At 69.4% G+C, this 15879-nt stretch carries 17 protein-coding genes and 1 tRNA gene; 11 read left to right on the top strand and 7 right to left on the bottom strand.

Translation table 11 applies throughout. From position 1 onward, the window contains the following. Positions 1-9 precede the first annotated feature (9 nt). Entirely contained in the window at positions 10-2652 is a 2643-nt protein-coding gene (topA, locus tag ABD327_RS03870) for a type I DNA topoisomerase (RefSeq protein ID WP_344448722.1), read from the bottom strand. Positions 2653-2873: 221 nt separating this feature from the next. On the opposite strand from topA, the gene ABD327_RS03865 reads away from it, so the two are divergent. Then, on the top strand, positions 2874-3071 hold the full coding sequence (locus tag ABD327_RS03865) for a DUF5703 family protein (protein ID WP_344448721.1): 198 nt from the start codon (positions 2874-2876) through the stop codon (positions 3069-3071). 55 nt (positions 3072-3126) lie between these two features. Here ABD327_RS03865 and ABD327_RS03860 read toward each other — a convergent pair whose 3' ends face one another. Both ABD327_RS03860 and ABD327_RS03855 read right to left on the bottom strand, forming a co-directional pair. Then, entirely contained in the window at positions 3127-3741 is a 615-nt protein-coding gene (locus tag ABD327_RS03860) for a hypothetical protein (RefSeq protein WP_344448719.1), read from the bottom strand. Positions 3742-3869: 128 nt separating this feature from the next. Then, positions 3870-5168 (bottom strand): M20/M25/M40 family metallo-hydrolase, encoded by a 1299-nt coding sequence (locus ABD327_RS03855; RefSeq protein ID WP_344448718.1) that lies wholly within the window; start codon positions 5166-5168, stop codon positions 3870-3872. 147 nt (positions 5169-5315) lie between these two features. Here ABD327_RS03855 and ABD327_RS03850 point away from each other — a divergent pair. Beyond that, positions 5316-5404 (top strand) — tRNA-Leu (locus tag ABD327_RS03850). Between the two features lie 120 nt (positions 5405-5524). On the opposite strand, the gene ABD327_RS03845 is transcribed toward ABD327_RS03850, so the two are convergent. Beyond that, positions 5525-5938 carry a hypothetical protein gene (locus ABD327_RS03845; RefSeq protein ID WP_344448717.1) on the bottom strand — a complete coding sequence of 138 codons (414 nt, stop codon included), beginning with the start codon at positions 5936-5938 and terminating at the stop codon, positions 5525-5527. Then, positions 5935-6414, bottom strand: a complete 480-nt coding sequence (locus ABD327_RS03840; RefSeq protein ID WP_344449070.1) for a recombinase family protein — start codon at positions 6412-6414, stop codon at positions 5935-5937. The genes ABD327_RS03845 and ABD327_RS03840 overlap by 4 nt, the downstream gene beginning before the upstream one ends. A 504-nt stretch (positions 6415-6918) precedes the next feature. On the opposite strand from ABD327_RS03840, the gene ABD327_RS03835 reads away from it, so the two are divergent. After that, positions 6919-8034: a hypothetical protein gene (locus ABD327_RS03835; RefSeq protein WP_344448716.1), complete on the top strand. Its 1116-nt coding sequence runs from the start codon at positions 6919-6921 to the stop codon at positions 8032-8034. Positions 8035-8199: 165 nt separating this feature from the next. Here the strand turns inward: ABD327_RS03835 and ABD327_RS03830 are convergent, their stop codons facing one another. Both ABD327_RS03830 and ABD327_RS03825 read right to left on the bottom strand, forming a co-directional pair. Continuing rightward, positions 8200-8799 carry a hypothetical protein gene (locus tag ABD327_RS03830; RefSeq protein ID WP_344448715.1) on the bottom strand — a complete coding sequence of 200 codons (600 nt, stop codon included), beginning with the start codon at positions 8797-8799 and terminating at the stop codon, positions 8200-8202. 136 nt (positions 8800-8935) lie between these two features. Next, a complete protein-coding gene (locus tag ABD327_RS03825) occupies positions 8936-9175 on the bottom strand; it encodes a hypothetical protein (protein ID WP_344448714.1) in 240 nt (79 codons plus the stop codon). A 22-nt stretch (positions 9176-9197) separates the two neighbouring features. Here ABD327_RS03825 and ABD327_RS03820 point away from each other — a divergent pair, with 22 nt between their 5' ends. From ABD327_RS03820 to ABD327_RS03785, 8 genes are all read left to right on the top strand, one after another. Beyond that, a complete protein-coding gene (locus ABD327_RS03820; protein ID WP_344448713.1) occupies positions 9198-9479 on the top strand; it encodes a type II toxin-antitoxin system Phd/YefM family antitoxin in 282 nt (93 codons plus the stop codon). Positions 9480-9482: 3 nt separating this feature from the next. Further along, positions 9483-9764 carry a type II toxin-antitoxin system RelE family toxin gene (locus ABD327_RS03815; RefSeq protein WP_344448712.1) on the top strand — a complete coding sequence of 94 codons (282 nt, stop codon included), beginning with the start codon at positions 9483-9485 and terminating at the stop codon, positions 9762-9764. Positions 9765-10299: 535 nt separating this feature from the next. Continuing rightward, positions 10300-10449 (top strand): hypothetical protein, encoded by a 150-nt coding sequence (locus ABD327_RS03810; protein WP_344448711.1) that lies wholly within the window; start codon positions 10300-10302, stop codon positions 10447-10449. Positions 10450-10582: 133 nt separating this feature from the next. Next, the gene (locus ABD327_RS03805; protein ID WP_344448710.1) at positions 10583-11374 is read left to right on the top strand and encodes an AfsR/SARP family transcriptional regulator; all 792 of its coding nucleotides are present in this window, start codon (positions 10583-10585) and stop codon (positions 11372-11374) included. Further along, entirely contained in the window at positions 11371-12378 is a 1008-nt protein-coding gene (locus tag ABD327_RS03800; protein WP_344448709.1) for an MvdC/MvdD family ATP grasp protein, read from the top strand. Before ABD327_RS03805 ends, ABD327_RS03800 begins: the two co-directional genes overlap by 4 nt. Continuing rightward, on the top strand, positions 12378-13358 hold the full coding sequence (locus tag ABD327_RS03795; RefSeq protein WP_344448708.1) for a TIGR04500 family putative peptide maturation system protein: 981 nt from the start codon (positions 12378-12380) through the stop codon (positions 13356-13358). Before ABD327_RS03800 ends, ABD327_RS03795 begins: the two co-directional genes overlap by 1 nt. Then, positions 13355-13594, top strand: a complete 240-nt coding sequence (locus ABD327_RS03790; RefSeq protein ID WP_344448707.1) for a hypothetical protein — start codon at positions 13355-13357, stop codon at positions 13592-13594. The genes ABD327_RS03795 and ABD327_RS03790 overlap by 4 nt, the downstream gene beginning before the upstream one ends. Continuing rightward, positions 13591-15738, top strand: coding sequence for a peptidase domain-containing ABC transporter (locus ABD327_RS03785; protein ID WP_344448706.1), 2148 nt, complete (start codon positions 13591-13593; stop codon positions 15736-15738). The genes ABD327_RS03790 and ABD327_RS03785 overlap by 4 nt, the downstream gene beginning before the upstream one ends. The last annotated feature ends 141 nt before the right edge of the window (positions 15739-15879 follow it).

Raw genomic sequence — 15879 nt, 5'->3', positions numbered from 1 at the left:
AGAGTGTCCCTACGCCTTGGACTTGGCCGTCCTCTTACGCGCCGGTTTGGGACCCGCTGCCGCTACTTTCTCTCTACGTTCCTGGAGCAACTCCGCCGCCCTCTGGATCGTGATCGACTCGACCTCGTCGCCCTTGCGCAGAGACGCGTTCGTCTCCCCGTCCGTGACGTACGGCCCGAACCGGCCCTCCTTCACCGTGACCGGCTTGCCGGACGCCGGGTCGTTGCCCAGCTCCCGCAACGGAGGCGCGGCGGCCTTGCGGCCCCGCTGCTTGGGCTGCGCGTACAGCTCCTTCGCCTGCTCGATCGTGACCGTGAAGAGCTCCTCCTCCGAACCCAGGGAACGGCTGTCGGTGCCCTTCTTCAGATACGGGCCGAACCTGCCGTTCTGCGCCGTGACCTGCTCGCCGTCGAGATCACCCACCACCCGCGGCAGCGACAGCAGCCGCAGCGCCTGCTCCAGGGTGACGGTGTCCAGCGACATCGACTTGAACAACGAGCCCGTGCGCGGCTTGGGAGCCCCCGGCTTCTTGCGTCCGGAAGCGGTCGTGGTGACCTCCTCCGGGATGATCTCCGTGACGTACGGGCCGTAGCGGCCACTCTTGGCCACGACCTCGTAGCCCGTCTCCGGGTCCTTGCCCAGAACCCTGTCGCCGCTCGGCTGGGCGAACAGCTCGTCGGCCTTGGCCTTGTCCAGCTCGTCCGGGGCTAGCTCCTCGGGGATGTTGCAGCGCACGCCGTCCCGGTCCAGGTACGGCCCGTACCGGCCGACCCGGATCATCGTGCCGGGGTCGTCCTTCACCGGGAAGGACGAGATCTCCTTGGCGTCGATCTCCCCGAGGTCGCTGACCAGCTCCTTGAGGCCGTGATCGCCGTGGTAGAAGCGGCTCAGCCACGGCACCCGCTCGGTCTCGCCGCGGGCGATCGCGTCGAGCGACTCCTCCATCTGGGCGGTGAAGGCGTAGTCGACGAGGTTCCCGAAGTGCTTCTCGAGCAGCTGGGTCACCGCGAACGCCAGGAACGCCGGGACGAGCGCGGTGCCCTTCTTGAAGACGTAACCGCGGTCGAGGATCGTGCCGATGATCGAGGAGTAGGTGGACGGGCGGCCGATCTCCCGCTCCTCCAGCTCCTTGATCAGCGAGGCCTCGGTGTAGCGGGCCGGGGGCCGGGTGGAGTGGCCCTCCGCCAGCAGCCGCAGCGCCTCCAGCGCGTCGTTCTCGGCCAGGACCGGCAACCGCGACTCCTGGTCGTCGGTGTCCTTCTCCGGGTCGTCCGCGCCCTCCACGTAGGCCTTGAGGAAGCCGTGGAAGGTGATCGTCCGGCCGGACGCGCCGAACTCGGCCCGCTCCCCCGAGGTGGACTCCCCCAGGATCCGGACGGAGACCGACTGGCCCACCGCGTCCTTCATCTGCGAGGCGATCGTCCGCTTCCAGATGAGTTCGTACAGGCGGAACTGGTCGCCCGACAGGCCCGTCTCAGCCGGGGTCTGGAACCGCTCGCCGGACGGGCGGATCGCCTCGTGGGCCTCCTGCGCGTTCTTGACCTTGCTGGTGTAGACGCGCGGCTGATCCGGCACGTACTGCGCGCCGTACAGGGCCGTGGCCTGCGCGCGGGCCGCGGAGATCGCCGTCCCCGACAGCGTGATGCTGTCGGTACGCATGTAGGTGATGTGCCCGTTCTCGTAGAGCTTCTGCGCGATCTGCATCGCGTACTTCGGCGAGAAGCCCAGCTTGCGGCTGGCCTCCTGCTGCATCGTCGTGGTCCGGAACGGCGCGTACGGCTTGCGCGTGTACGGCTTCTGCTCGACGGACGTGACCTTGAACGGGCGGCCCTCCAGCCGGGATGCCAGGCCCCGTGCGGTCTCCTCGTCCAGCTTGCGGACGGCGCCCTTCAACTCGCCCCGGGAGGTGAAGTCCTTGCCCTGCGCGACGCGGGTGCCGTCGATCGCGACCAGCTTCGCGGTGAAGCGGTTCGGCTCCCGTGGCTCACCGGTGGCCAGATCGACGCTGACGTCCCAGTAGTGGGCCGGGACGAACGCGATGCGCTCACGCTCCCGCTCGACCACCAGACGGGTCGCCACGGACTGGACGCGGCCCGCCGACAGCTTCGGCATGACCTTCTTCCACAGGACCGGGCTGACCTCGTAGCCGTAGAGGCGGTCGAGGATCCGGCGGGTCTCCTGGGCGTCGACCAGCTGCAGGTTGAGCTCGCGGGTGTTGGCGGCGGCGGCGCGGATCGCCTCCGGAGTGATCTCGTGGAAGACCATCCGGTGCACCGGGACCTTGGGCTTGAGGACCTCGCGCAGATGCCAGGCGATCGCCTCGCCCTCGCGGTCCTCGTCCGTCGCCAGGTAGAGCTCGTCGGCCTCGCTGAGGAGCTTCTTCAGCTTGGTGACCTGCTGCCTCTTGTCGGCGTTGACGATGTAGACCGGCTCGAACTCGTGGTCCACGTTGACGCCGAGCCGTCCCCAGGGCTCCGCCTTGTACTTCGCGGGCACCTGCGCGGCGTCCGCCGGCAGGTCACGGATGTGACCGATGCTGGACTCGACGACATAGCCCTTGCCGAGGTATCCCGCGATCTTCTTCGCCTTCGCGGGCGACTCGACGATCACCAGGCGGGTACCTCCCGGCTTGCTGCCGTTACTGGCTGGCACAGCGCTCCGACCTATCCATATCGCTTCAAATCCGACACTTGATCGCCCGTGGGCTTCTTCAGTCGACGTTACCCGTGTTGTGACGGGTCCCCCGTCGTGCGGACTTCCCGCACATGACGCGACGATAAACCCTCGACAGGATGACACGCCCCCCGACCGGGCAGACTCGAGACCTTCCCAGAGGGTTCATCCCCCGGCTCCCATCTGTCATGATGCCCTTGATGGTGGAGTACACCTATCTCACTGTGAATCTGCCGGCCGGGACCACCCGGGAGGTCGCCCGGCAGATCATGACCGAGCGCGCCGAATACGGCGGCTGGGAGCTGCACACCGTTCGGGTCCACCGGGACGGACGGCGGCGGATCCAGCTCCGCAAGAAGATCATCCGACAGCGGAGCACGCTGCACAGTCACACGTAAAAAAGGCTTTGCCCGCCCCGGCCGCGCATCCGGAACGGGCAAAGCGATCTCGAGGTCAGCCGCCACGGGTCCACTGGGCCCGCCGCCCTCTCCACCGACCACTCCGGTCCCGCCCGTGCCGCCGGCCCGGCCTGTTCGACTCGCCGCGTCGGCCCCGCCGGCTCGGCCCGTCCTGCCGACTCGGCCCGTCCTGCTCGTCCGGTCCGCTCCGCCCGTTCGACCCACTCCGCTCGGCCCGTCGGCGGCCGTGCGGGCGGCAGTGCCGGCCTCGCCGCCTCCGGGCTCCGGACGGTCGGCCCCTGCCGGGGAGCAGGCCCGAGGACAGGGCGCCCACCGTCAGGAGGAGGGTCAGCGTCGCACCCGCCAGCAGGATCCGGACCTGCCCGTCTCCCGCGGACGGCTCGGCCGGGGCCGCCACCATGGCCACGGGCCGTTCGTCCGCCCGGGAGACGGGCAGGCCGTGCGGGCCCCGCTCCGGCGGCAGGCCGGGCAGGGACCCTCCGAGCACCGCCGGCACCTTCCGGGACCGTGCCGACGGCACCGTCGGAAGCTCGCCGGACGCCTGGAGCCGTTGAGAGGGAGGGGCGTCCGCGCACACCCCTCGCACAGCGCAGAAGGCGCAGGTGCCGGCGGCGAGGAGGACGACCGAGGCACCGTTCCTGACCCACATGCGCATACGACTCCTGTGGACACGGCATCCGCCGACCGGGCATCCACCCGGCGGAGGCAAAGCTTCCACCTACATGGAGTTACGTTACCACCACGCACAGTTCCCGAGTGGGCATGAGTTCAAAAGACTCATGCGTTGTCGAGGAAACGGTCGAGGACCCGGACGCCGAACCTCAACCCGTCCACCGGCACCCTCTCGTCCACGCCGTGGAACATCCCCGAGAAGTCGAGGTCGGCGGGGAGCTTGAGCGGGGCGAACCCGTAGCAGCGCATTCCCAGCGTCGCGAACGACTTGGCGTCCGTGCCCGCGCTCAGGCAGTACGGGACGGGGATCGCGCCCGGATCCGCCCAGATCAGGGCCTCCTCCATGGCGCCCACGAGATCGCCCTCGTAAGGCGTCTCCACCGCGATGTCGTAGTGCACGAACTCCCGCTGGACCTTCTCGCCCAGCAGCGCGTCGACGGTCTCGAAGAACTCCTTCTCGTAGCCCGGGAGGAACCGCCCGTCCACCTGGGCCTCCGCGTGCTGCGGAATCACGTTCGCCTTGTACCCCGCGTCCAGCCGCGTCGGGTTGAGGGTGCTGCGCAGCGTGGCGCCGATCATCCGCGCCAGCGTCCCCAGGTGGGGAAGGCACGCCTCGGGGTCCTTGGGGTCGAACTCGATGCCGTACGCCTCGCAGGCCTGCTCCAGGAAGCGCCGCACCGTGGGCGTCAGCCGGATCGGGAACCTGTGCTCGCCGATGCGCGCCACCGCCTTGGCGAGCTCCGTCACCGCGTTGTCGTCGTGAATCATCGACCCGTGACCGGCCGTGCCGACGGCCTTCAGCCGCATCCAGGCCAGGCCCTTCTCGGCCGTCTCGATCAGGTAGAGCCGCCTGTCACCGGGCACCGTGAGGCTGAACCCGCCGACCTCCCCCACGGCCTCCGTGCACCCCTCGAACAGCCCGGGGTGGTTGTCGACCAGCCAGTGCGCCCCGTAGGCGCCCCCCGCCTCCTCGTCGGCGAGGAAGGCCAGGACGACGTCGCGCTTGGGCTTGCGCCCCGTCCGCGCCCGGTCGAGAACGGACGCCAGGATCATCGCGTCCATGTCCTTCATGTCGACGGCCCCGCGCCCCCACACGCACCCGTCCGCGATCTCCCCGCCGAACGGGTCGTGCGTCCAGTCCGACGCCCGGGCCGGCACCACGTCCAGGTGCCCGTGCAGCAGCAGCGCGTCCCGGGAGGGCTCCTCCCCCTCGATCCGCGCGATCACGCTGGCCCGCTTGCTGTCGGACTCCAGGATCGTCGTCTTGATCCCCGCCCCTTCGAGCTTCTCGGCCACGTACTCCGCCGCCGCCCGCTCCCCGGGTCCCGCGTTGTCCCCCGCGTTGCTGGTGTCGATCCGGATCAGTTCCCGGCACAGCTCGACGACCTCGTCTTCCATCCCCATCCCAGGCCCTCCCCTTCTCGGTCCGCCCACCCCCTCATCCTCCCAGCCCCCCGCCCCGATCTCCCCCCGTTGATCGAATCGCCCTTCACCCTCAGCCTTTGGTACAGTTACGACGCCACCGCGCACCAGTGCGCGGCAGCAACCCACGTCCGGGTGGCGGAATAGGCAGACGCGCTAGCTTGAGGTGCTAGTGCCCTTTACGGGGCATGGGGGTTCAAGTCCCCCCTCGGACACCAAAGTTGTACATGTCCGGATATTTTCGGGCAGGATCGACCGTCACCCGAGGTCAGCTCCGGCTGAACTCGGGTGCTTTCGTTTCTGGGCGCTCCTCCTTTCAGCTGTTGTCTCGTGGTGGTCTAACCGGCCCGCCGATCGACTAGGACCCGCGCCGTTCCGGGGAGATCGGCCCGTAGGAAGCTTGTCCGCGGGTCGTAGACGAGCTCGATGCAGCGGGCGTGCAGCCACCCGATGACGTCCTCGGCACCAGGCACCTGTGTCTCCGGCAGGTCGGCCGGGTCTGTGGTCAGAAGCAGGTACAGGGTCGGCAGACGAGCCAGGAGATGGTCTTCCCGCACATAAAGGTTCTTCGGACACCGCAGATCCGGGCGTGAGACGCTGATGTGGCCGTGACGGCAGCGGTAGACGGTCCGACCGTTGGCCCAGCAGGACTCCAGCCTCCGCTCACACAGGCCGGCCAGCAGATACATCCGGCCGGAACGACCGCGGCGGGCACTGACGCCCTGGACGGCGGCGAAATCGGCTTCGCTCACCAGGGCCTCATGAGCGGGACGTTCAGAGATCGCCCAATCGTCGGGCAGGCCGCGGCGCTGCACCTGCCGTGCCCCAGACCCGTATTGCCCGGATCGATCAGGTCGTGGGCCGAGGGCTGGCGATTCCGCCCCTCGCGGCCGGTGTAGCGGGGATTGGCCAGGATCGAACGGACCGTGGTCAACGCCCACCCCTCACCAGAGCGGTGCGCGTTGCGCTGCGGGTCGGCCACCGACGGGCACGGGACCTGCATGTCGTTCAGCGCCAGGGTGATGCGGGCCGGGCTCCGCCCCGCCAGCCGCTGCGCGAACATCCACTGCACGATCGGCGCCGTCTGCGGGTCCGGCTCCAACCGATGAGCCCGACGTCCCCACGCCGCATGCGCCCGGTTCGGATGGGGCCCGGCATCTGCCAGGCGGTATCCGTACGGCGGACGACCACCCTGATACCGGCCCTGAGCCCGCGCTTGGGCGGCCATCGCGGTCATCACCCGCATCCGGGTCCGGGCGATCTCCCACGTCGAAGAACTTCACCGTGATCCGCCCGAACCCCAGCACCAGAGTCTCGGCCTGACCACGCTGCCGAGCCCGGGACGTCACCGGATCCTGGTAATCCTCCGTCGACACCCGCCCGTAGAACGCGAACCGCAACCCACCCCGCCCACGCAACGCCACCGGCCGGCTCTTCGAGCGTTCCACCCACGCCAGTAGCCCGCCACCTGCTTCCCTACCCATGTTCGGTAGCGCCACGGCCTCTTCCTCTCTCCAGAGCGGAAGCACCCACCTTCAAGATGACCGGAACAGGAGGAAACGATTCCGAAGAATCCAGAAGTTCTACCTATGTAGCCTCCCGGCAACCAGGAGAACCTCCCCGCCCCGAGGAGTACGCCCACCGTCGTTCTCTCCACTTGCAGCACCTGTACGATTCGTCGCCCATGCAGGAGTTTGCACCGCTAGACGATCTTTGTGGGACAGTGCCTGGCATGTTGCAAACCAGTGCCGGGCGCCTCTTGGCCGTGGTGTTCTCCTCGGCCGCCTTGACGGTTCCGGCCGGAGCCTCTACCGCCGCGGCAAGAGACCCGCTGGCCCCCGTCTGGGTCAGTCCTCTCAAGGGCGACAGCGACTTCAGCACCATCGTCGCCCCGGACGCGAAGAACGTCTGGGCGTTCGGCACCACCCGTTCAGCGGGCAAGGCGAGGCCTCTCGCCTACCGCAAGAGCGGCTCCATCTGGAAGAGGGCCCGGCTTCCAGACGGGTTGAACGGCGGGATACATGCGGCTGACGCCCCTTCGGCGAACAACATCTGGGCCGTGGGAGGCGGCTCGTTCGACCGCGGAGGCAGTGCCTACCTGCTGCACTGGAACGGCGAACGCTGGAAGCTCGTCCGGCGCTGGAAATCGGCCCTTCCTCTGACCATCGCCACCACCGGCAGGCGTGGAGTCTGGGTGTTCGACAGCCTGCAGTCCCGCGCCCTGCGCTTCGACGGCCGACGCTGGCACAACGTCAAGACTCCAGCCCTCGTCCTGAACGCCGCCGCCCGAGGGAAGACGATCTGGGCCTCAGGCCTCGGCAAGGGCAGCAAGGCCAAAGTCATGCGCTTCGACGGTCAACGCTGGAAGCTCTCGAACCCGGACGCCCTCCTGCCGAAGCACACCAAGGAATCCATGACCTTCTTCGGTGAACCGGCCTTCGCAGGCGAGAACGTCTGGATGATCGCCCACCGCTTCGCGAACCGCAACGACGGCAACCCGAAGATCGAATCCTTCCTCCTCCGCCACGGCAACGGCAGGTGGAGGAAGGAGAAGACCGGCCCCGCCTCCACGATCAGCCACGCCCCCGCCCCCGATGGCAGAGGAGGCCTCTGGCTCCTGGCCTCCAAGAACATGTCCTACCCGGACGGGAACCTGGAGTACGACCTGGTCCTCGCCCACCGCACCGCCACCGGACGCTGGAGCGAACGCCCCCTCGGCCACGTCGCCAACGAGACCACGGGCATCTCCGAGTTCGTCCGCATCCCCGGCACCCAGCGTCTCTTCGGCGTCGGCAGCGTCGAACCACCTGGAAGAGACGAGAACGCCGTGATCTTCGAACTCTCCTGAAACACGTCTCGGAGCGCTTCGACATGCACGGGCTCTCCACTCCACGATTGTTGCGGCTGCCGACCTCTCGTAAGCGCTGGTCATACCGGTGTCAGCGGCCTGGGCCTTCGCGTGACCGGCGACGTGTTCGCAACGGATCTGTGACGGGACACGCCGGGCAGCGTTTCACTGGGCCAGCCACTTCCACCTGGTCTTCGTCGGAACCGCGCCCACTTCACTCATAAAGCCACCCGTGCCGTCTTCCGGGTAGGGATTCATCAGCTTCGTCAATTCCGGAGCACAGACGTCCCAGGTCAGCTGACGGGTGGCGTACGGGGCAATGCCCGCGTCCTGGGTGAGCGTCTTGACCGGACCATCCTTGTCCTCGGGATATTCGCCCTCCTTGTGCTTGGGCGCGTAGCTCGTCTGGAAGGACTGAATGATCGAGACGACCGCCGTGTCGGACCGGTTCTCGTACACCGTGACGATTCTCGTGCACTCGTCGTCCGAGGCCGTTGTGCTCCGGTCCACCAAGACGACCGACCCTTGCGGGACGGGCCGCGGGCTGGGTTCGGGCGGCCGAGCACTGCGCGACGGAACCGGTGCCTCGACCGTCACCGTGACGGTCGGCTGCGGCGCGGGACTCGACGTCGGCGGAAGAGCGATCGGCGCGGAAGGCGAAGTCGACTCCGAGGTCAGGAGGAGAGCGGCGACCACGGCGGCGGCCGAGACAGGCAGGGAGAAGGAGACGCCGAAGACGGCGCCCCTCAGGAGATCACGCTGCATGGCAGGCTTTCCGAGCGCAGGGGCGGAGGCGGGAGACGCTACCGCTTCGTGATATCGAGTCGATGTCGTGCAGGACGATGTTGGGAACCGGTTGCGCTGCGAGTGGCCGACGCCTGTTCGCCCTCAGGAGCGAGCGTCAGGGGCGGCAGATGAAGCCGGTCTCCTCGGTGCCGCGCTTGGTGCCCATACCGACGGGCAGGCTCAGTCTGAACGAGACGGTCTCGCTGTCGCTGAGGAAAACGAGGAGATCTGGCTCGGCGCGGAGGTTCTTCAGCAGTTCGCAGGGGCCGGTCGTCCTGTCCTGTCTTCCCCGAACAGCGGGGGACGCCCTCACCTTGGAGAACTCGGCCTGCTCTTTCTTCCCGAAGCCGTTCATGTACATCTGTTACATTGGTGACATGAGCGAACCGGTGATCGAATCCATGGCGGAGGTGCGCAGTCACCTCGCCGACGTCATAGACCGTGCGCGCCGTGACGAGATCCCGACGATCATCACCCGCCGGGGCAAGCAGGAAGCCGTGGTGCTCGATATCGAGGAGTACCGGCGACTGCATCAGATCGCCGAAGAGGCCGAGGAGGCCTGGCTCAACCAGCTGGCCGACGAAGCCGAGGCCGAAGGCACGGAGGGGTCGGTCTCCCTCGAAGAGATGGCGGCCCTGATCCGCGACCACCACGGCTGACCCATGGGACGCACGACACGCTTCACCCCCCAAGCCCAGCGGGACATGCTCAAAATCCCGCGCCAGGACGCCATGCGGATCCTGCACCGTCTCACTGAACTTCAGAAGGCCATGGACGCGGGAGACACCTCGGCGTTCGACATCAAGGCCCTCCAGGGCCACAACGCTCGCTGGCGTCTCAGAGTCGGTGACCACCGCGTCGTGTACACCATCGAAGGCGGTCAGCTGACCGTATGGGTTCTGGCGGTCGGCAACCGCCGCGACGTCTACCGCCGCCTCCCATAGAAACCGCATTCACCCAGACGGCAGGTCGCAATGCGGTCATCACCGTGACCGTGTGGCCGATACCCAGCCTGACGACCGGGTGCCGGCCCAATGCGGATCAGGGCACGCGAATGCGGCAGATGTCGCCGATGGGTAGGTAGGGGCATGTGCAAATGGTTGTGATCTCCCCTCGGACACCACGGCAACATAGAGCGCCAGGTTCCTGACCTGGCGCTTTTGCCATTCCATGGCCATGGCGTTCATGTCGGTGAACCTGTCGCCCCAGATCAGACGCATGGGTGTTCGACTCCCCCTCCAAGCCGCACCATTAGTCCATGGGCCGCATCAAGGTGGCGTACACGCGGCCTTCGACGGGTCACGATCGGGAAGCGTTCCTGACCGCAAACCAGCTGGCCGGAGCCTTCGGGGCGTCTCACTCGGAGGTAGGTGCAGGAGGTCGTGAAGCCGTTATCGCGGGCCCGCGTCCATCGTTTTCCCATCGGGTTCCCACAGGGGGCCGCCAGGCTGGAGGCCGATGGAGAGGGAGTGATCGCGAATGAAGATCGAGGACATCGCGGAGCTGGGTCCCGAGCTGGACGAGAGCAGCCTGCGTTTCGTGGCCGGCGGCCGTCCGCCGGTGGACAAGTCCAGCTCGGTGTACGACGAGACGAACGGCTACTGCACCTGGGACGGGGACTTCTGTTAGGAGCCGCGATCCGGCGGGGGCACGGTGCCCCCGCCACCCGGATCAAGATCCCGTAAAACCGGGACACGGGACTCTCAAATCCGGGACAGCCTCCCGTTTAACGTGCCCCTGTCGGTTCTGTTCAGGGGGGACGATGAGTAGTCCGGGTCTGCGGGTGCTGGGGACCGTGGCCGCCACCGTTGACGGACGTCCCGTCCGGCTCGGTGGCCCGCGTCAGGTGGCGGTGCTCGGTGTGCTGCTCGTGGCGCACGGCCAGGTGGTCCCGGATGACGCCTTGATCGAGGCGGTCTGGGAGAGCACCGGACCACCGGCCTCGGCCACGGTGACGCTGCGCGGTTACGTGAAGAAACTGCGCAAGGTGCTGGAGCCGGGACGCCCGCCCCGCGAGCGGGGGCGCGTCCTGGTACGGGAAGGGTCCGGGTATGCGCTGCGCACCGGCCCCGGCGCTGTGGACAGCGACCGGTTCACCACGCTGTTGAACATCGCGGACCGGTACATGGCCGACGAGCGGCACCAGGCGGCCGTCACCGCCCTGGACGAGGCGCTGAGCCTGTGGAGCGGCCCCGCCTACGCGGGCTTCGACGGCGAACCGTGGGCGCTTCCGGAGGTGACGCGCCTGTCGCATCTGCGACGGGTCGCGCGGGAGCGTCGGCTTGCCGCGCGGCTGGCCCTGGGGGAGGACACGACTCTGATCGGCGACCTGGAGGTGCTGGTCGCCGAGGAGCCGATGGCAGAACGGGCCTGGGAGCTTCTGGTCCTGGCCTGGTACCGGTCCGGCCGGCAGGACGCGGCGCTGGCCGCGCTCCGCCGGGCGCGGGAACGACTCGCCGAGGAACTGGGCGTGGACCCCGGGCCGTCGCTGCGACGACTGGAGACGGCCGTACTGAACCAAGACCAGACGCTGATGGCCGGGAGGCGACGGTGAGCGGCACGATCCTGATCCTGAGCGTCGAGCATGACCCGCACGCACGGCACCTGGCGCCCATGCTGCGCGAACGCGGGCATGAGGTGATCGTCTTCGACCCGGCGCGGTACCCGGTGTCGGCCGGCCTCGACCTCGCCTACGACGGGCAGGGCTCCGTACGGCGCACGCTGCGGCTGCCGGAGGGGGATCTCGCCCTGGATGAACTGGCGTCGGTCTGGTTCCGGCGTCCCGGTAGCCCGGTCGCCCATCCGGAGATCACCGAACCGGGCGCGCGGGAGCACGTGGAACGGCAGAGCGAGGCGCTGGTCTCCGACGTGTGGGACGACCTGGACTGCCTCATGGTCCCGGCCTCCCGCACGGTGCTGCGCACGGCCCAGCGCAAGGCCGCGCAGCTGCGCCTGGCCGGGCGGCTCGGCTTCACGCTGCCGCCCACCCTGATCTCCACCGACCCCGAGGAGTTCCTGGACTTCTACCGCCGGCACGACGGCCGGGTGATCACCAAGCCGATCGAGCTGCCCTGGGCGCGGGGCGGCGGCGAGGGCGCGGTCTTCGTGCGGATGACCGAGCGGGTCTCGACCCGCGACGTCGGCTACGCGGACGCGCTGCGGTACGGCCCGATCATCGTCCAGGCGTACGTCCCCAAGCGGCTGGAGCTTCGGGTCACGGTGGTCGGCGACGCGGTCTTCGCCGCGGAGATCCACTCGCAGTCCACCAACCGCACCCGTGACGACTGGCGCCGCTACGACCTGGCGGCGACCCCGCACGCGGCGCACGACCTGCCCGGGGGGACGGCCGAACAGTGCAGGAGCCTGGTGCGGGCGCTCGGCCTGCGGTACGGCGCGATCGACCTGATCCTGACTCCGGAGGGCCGCTACGTGTTCCTGGAAATCAACCCGAACGGCCAGTACCTGTGGATCGAGCGGCTGACCGGACTGCCGATCAGCGCGGCACTGTGCGACCTGCTGGGTTCGGCCGGCACGACCGACCCGATCGGAGCCCGCTGATGTCCGCACTCTACGACGAGGCACTCGGCCTTCTGGTCGCGCTCGCGGCGGAGGAGGCCGAACCTCCGGCGGCCGAGGACCGCCTGGCCGGAATGCGCGCACGGTTTCCGGAGCTGCGGTTCCGGCTGGTGTGGCAGCGCGAGGAGTACGACCGGACGCACCACTACGACCTGCTCGTCAAGGGAGACCGGCCCGGCACCGTGTCCTTGTCCTACTGCCCGGACAAGGCCCTGCCCTGGCCGCTGCGCGGCACCCACCGTGCCGATGACCGCCTGCTGCTGCGGGTCAACGGCGTGGACATGGAACTGGATCAGGCGATCGGCTGCCTGGACGTCCTGTGGAACGAGACCAGGCTGGCCGACCGGCTCGTCACGGCCTGCCTGGTCCAGGAGGTCCTCGCCGAGGAGCCGGTCGAGTTCGGGCCCGGCGACCGGCAGCGGGCACTGGAGGCGTTCCGCCGGGCGCGCGGCCTGCTGACCGCCGAGGCGACCCGGGAGTGGATGCGGCGGCACGGGCTCGGCGAACGAGCGCTGGAGGACCTCGTCGCGCAGGAGGCCACGGTGGCCGCCGTCCGCGAACGGGTCACCGCCGGGCGGGTGGAGGCCTACTTCGTCGAGCACCGGCGTGGCCTGGACCTGGTCCGGACCGTCCGCGTCGCCTTCGCCGACCCCGGCGAGGCCAAGGCGGCGGCCGAGGAGCTCCGCGCGGGAGCGGACTTCTACGCGGTCGCCGAACGGGCGCGGACCGCGACGGCGACGATGACGACCGTGCGCCGGGACGAGCTTCCCGAGACGTTCGCGGAAGCCGGGCCCGGCCACACGGCCGAGGCGGGACCACATCTCATCCGGGTGGTGAGCGAGTGGGCGGCGGTGCTGGACGACGGCACCCGGCGGCTGATCGCCGAGCGGCTCTTCGACGCCTGGCTCGCCGACCGGCGCCGTGACGCCCGGGTGCAGTGGTTCTGGGGCGACGCGTCATGACGGGGATCTTCCGGGAGGAGGCTCTGCGACGGCTGCGCGACCCGGAGTCCGAGGACGACGCGCCGCCCGCGGATCCGGCCGGTGTGCACGCGGTCCTGTGGGCGTGCGTCGTGTTGCTTCTCTGTGCCGGCGCGGCGGCGGCGGCCTGGGTCAAGGTGCCGGTGTTCGAGCGGGTTCCCGGCGGCACCTCTGTCGTCGAGGTGGGGGAACAGTCGTTCGCGGAGCATGTCAGGTGAGGCGTGTGCCCCTCGTCCCGCAGGCCGGTGCCGCGGACTGCGCGGCCGCGTGCCTGTCCATGATCCTGCGCTTTCACGGCAGCCACGTGCCGGTGCGGCGGACCGCCGAGCGACTCGGCGTCGACAGGGACGGCGCCACCGCACTCGACCTGATCGAGGGGGCGCGCTCGTACGGGCTTTCGGCGAAGGCCTGCTCCCTCGACGTGACGGCGCTGCCCCGTGTCCCGGTCCCGGCGGTCCTGCATTGGGACTTCCACCATTTCGTCGTCCTCGAGCGGTGCACCGAGCGTGAGGTCCTGATCGTCGATCCGGCGGTCGGGCGGCGCAGGGTCTCGTGGGAGCAGGTGGGCCGGTCGTTCACCGGAGTCGTGCTGGCCTTCGAGCCGGGACCGGACTGGGCGGCGGTGGCGGTCCACCGCCGCCATGGCCGCGAACCGCGTCTGTGGCGGCTCCTCCGGAGCACGTTGTGGGCCCGGCGGCGGCTGCTCCTTCAGGTCCTGCTGGCGTCGGTGCTGCTGCAGCTGCTGGGTCTGACCCTGCCGGTCGTGGCGGGGCAGGTCATCGACGACGTGCTCCCGTTCGACAACCGCGGGCTTCTCCGGGCGCTCGGGGCCGGGCTGGCGCTGGCCGTGCTGATGCACCTGCTCACGGGCTATCTGCGAACGAGCCTGCTGGTCAGCGTGCGCGTGCACGCCGACGCCGAGCTGAGCGGCGGTGTGGTCCGGCATCTGCTCGCGCTGCCCTTCGTCTACTTCGGCCGACGCGGTGCGGCGGATCTGGTCAGCCGGGTCGGCGGTGTCGCGTTCGTGCGCGACACCATGACCGCGCAGGCGCTCGCGGCGCTGCTGGACGGCCCGCTGGCAGCCGGTTACCTGCTGATCGTCCTCGTCCACGACCCTGTCCTGGGCTCGGCTCTGCTCGTGCTCGCCGTGCTGCAGGTCCTGCTTCTCCTCGTCAGCAGGCGCCGGGTGACCGCGCTGGCCGAACGCGAATTCGCCGCGGTCGCGGCGGCCGAGCAGACCCTCATCGAGAGCATCACCCAGATCGAGACGGTCAAGGCCGCCGGAGCCGAGGCGCGCGTCCTGGACCGCTGGTCCGCGCGGTTCGCCGGGCAGCTGGGCGCGGCCGCCCGCAGCGGCCGCGCCCTGGGCCTGGTCGACGCGCACCTGGCCGCGCTGCGGGCGCTGGCCCCGGTGATGCTGCTGTGGATCGGCGCGTGGCGGGTCCTGGACGGTGCTCTCAGCCTGGGCACGATGCTGGCGCTCAATGCCCTCGCCACCGCCGTGCTCGCCCCGCTGGCCTCCCTGATCACCGGTCTCCAGCGCCTCCAGTCGGCCGCCGCGCACCTGGAGCGCATCACCGACATCATGGCGACCGACACCGAGCAGCCTTCCGGTCAGCGGTTCGCCGCGCCCGTCCTGCGGGGCGCGGTGGCCCTGCACCAGGTGGGGTTCCGATACGGCCCGCGCGCGCCATGGATCCTGCGGGACATCTCGCTGCGCATCCCGGCCGGGTCCAAGGTGGCCGTCGTCGGCGCATCCGGATCCGGCAAATCCACGCTTGCACGGCTGCTGTTGCGCCTGTACGACCCCACCGAGGGAGAGCTCGCCTTCGACGGCCTGCCCGCCGCGGTCCTGGACCGACGCTCGCTCCGGCGACAGTTCGGCGTGGTCATCCAGTCACCGGCGTTGTTCACCGGTTCCATCCGCGACAACATCTGCTTGAACGACCCCGGGGCTCCTCTGGAGCGAGTGGTCGAGGCCGCTCGCCTGGCCTGCGTACACGAAGACATCGCCTGCCTGCCGATGTCGTACGAGACCATGCTGGTCGGCGGCGGCGGCCTGTCGGGCGGCCAGTCGCAGCGCCTGGCCCTGGCACGCGCGCTGCTCGGCCGTCCCCGCATCCTGGTTCTGGACGAGGCGACCAGCAACCTCGACACCGCCACCGAGGCCGCCGTCGAGGCCAACCTCACGGCATTGCGCCAGACCCGCATCGTGATCGCACATCGCCTCAGCACGATCCGGGACGCCTCGCTGATCGTCGTACTGGACAAGGGTCGCATCGTCGAGCAGGGCACCCACGGCGAGCTCCTGGCCCTGCGCGGCCACTACCACCGCCTCGTCGAGCGACAAGCCGAGGTCTGAGCCCCGGCCGCGAATGCTCCTGGCCACGTACACGGCATCGCGGCCGTCCGCTCGGGCACACGGCTACCGCCATGACCACGTGGACCTGCGTCGGGTGAAAAGGTGGTGGCCGACAGGGACCGGCCACCACCGGGCGCACCC

The sequence above is a fragment of the Actinocorallia aurantiaca genome (genome assembly GCF_039533685.1).
Classification (GTDB): domain Bacteria; phylum Actinomycetota; class Actinomycetes; order Streptosporangiales; family Streptosporangiaceae; genus Actinocorallia; species Actinocorallia aurantiaca.
The sequence above is the reverse complement of the archived record's forward strand: the minus strand, read 5'-3'. Positions and strand labels throughout refer to the sequence as shown.

What these genes read in the sequence shown, in the direction of transcription:
- ABD327_RS03865 (WP_344448721.1), top strand. Translation starts at nt 2,874, where the DNA reads ATGGTGGAGTACACCTATCTCACTGTGAATCTGCCGGCCGGGACCACC.
- ABD327_RS03860 (WP_344448719.1), bottom strand. Translation starts at nt 3,741, where the DNA reads ATGTGGGTCAGGAACGGTGCCTCGGTCGTCCTCCTCGCCGCCGGCACC.
- ABD327_RS03855 (WP_344448718.1), bottom strand. Translation starts at nt 5,168, where the DNA reads ATGGGGATGGAAGACGAGGTCGTCGAGCTGTGCCGGGAACTGATCCGG.
- ABD327_RS03840 (WP_344449070.1), bottom strand. Translation starts at nt 6,414, where the DNA reads ATGGCCGCCCAAGCGCGGGCTCAGGGCCGGTATCAGGGTGGTCGTCCG.
- ABD327_RS03835 (WP_344448716.1), top strand. Translation starts at nt 6,919, where the DNA reads ATGTTGCAAACCAGTGCCGGGCGCCTCTTGGCCGTGGTGTTCTCCTCG.
- ABD327_RS03830 (WP_344448715.1), bottom strand. Translation starts at nt 8,799, where the DNA reads ATGCAGCGTGATCTCCTGAGGGGCGCCGTCTTCGGCGTCTCCTTCTCC.
- ABD327_RS03825 (WP_344448714.1), bottom strand. Translation starts at nt 9,175, where the DNA reads ATGAACGGCTTCGGGAAGAAAGAGCAGGCCGAGTTCTCCAAGGTGAGG.
- ABD327_RS03820 (WP_344448713.1), top strand. Translation starts at nt 9,198, where the DNA reads ATGAGCGAACCGGTGATCGAATCCATGGCGGAGGTGCGCAGTCACCTC.
- ABD327_RS03815 (WP_344448712.1), top strand. Translation starts at nt 9,483, where the DNA reads ATGGGACGCACGACACGCTTCACCCCCCAAGCCCAGCGGGACATGCTC.
- ABD327_RS03810 (WP_344448711.1), top strand. Translation starts at nt 10,300, where the DNA reads ATGAAGATCGAGGACATCGCGGAGCTGGGTCCCGAGCTGGACGAGAGC.
- ABD327_RS03805 (WP_344448710.1), top strand. Translation starts at nt 10,583, where the DNA reads ATGAGTAGTCCGGGTCTGCGGGTGCTGGGGACCGTGGCCGCCACCGTT.
- ABD327_RS03795 (WP_344448708.1), top strand. Translation starts at nt 12,378, where the DNA reads ATGTCCGCACTCTACGACGAGGCACTCGGCCTTCTGGTCGCGCTCGCG.
- ABD327_RS03790 (WP_344448707.1), top strand. Translation starts at nt 13,355, where the DNA reads ATGACGGGGATCTTCCGGGAGGAGGCTCTGCGACGGCTGCGCGACCCG.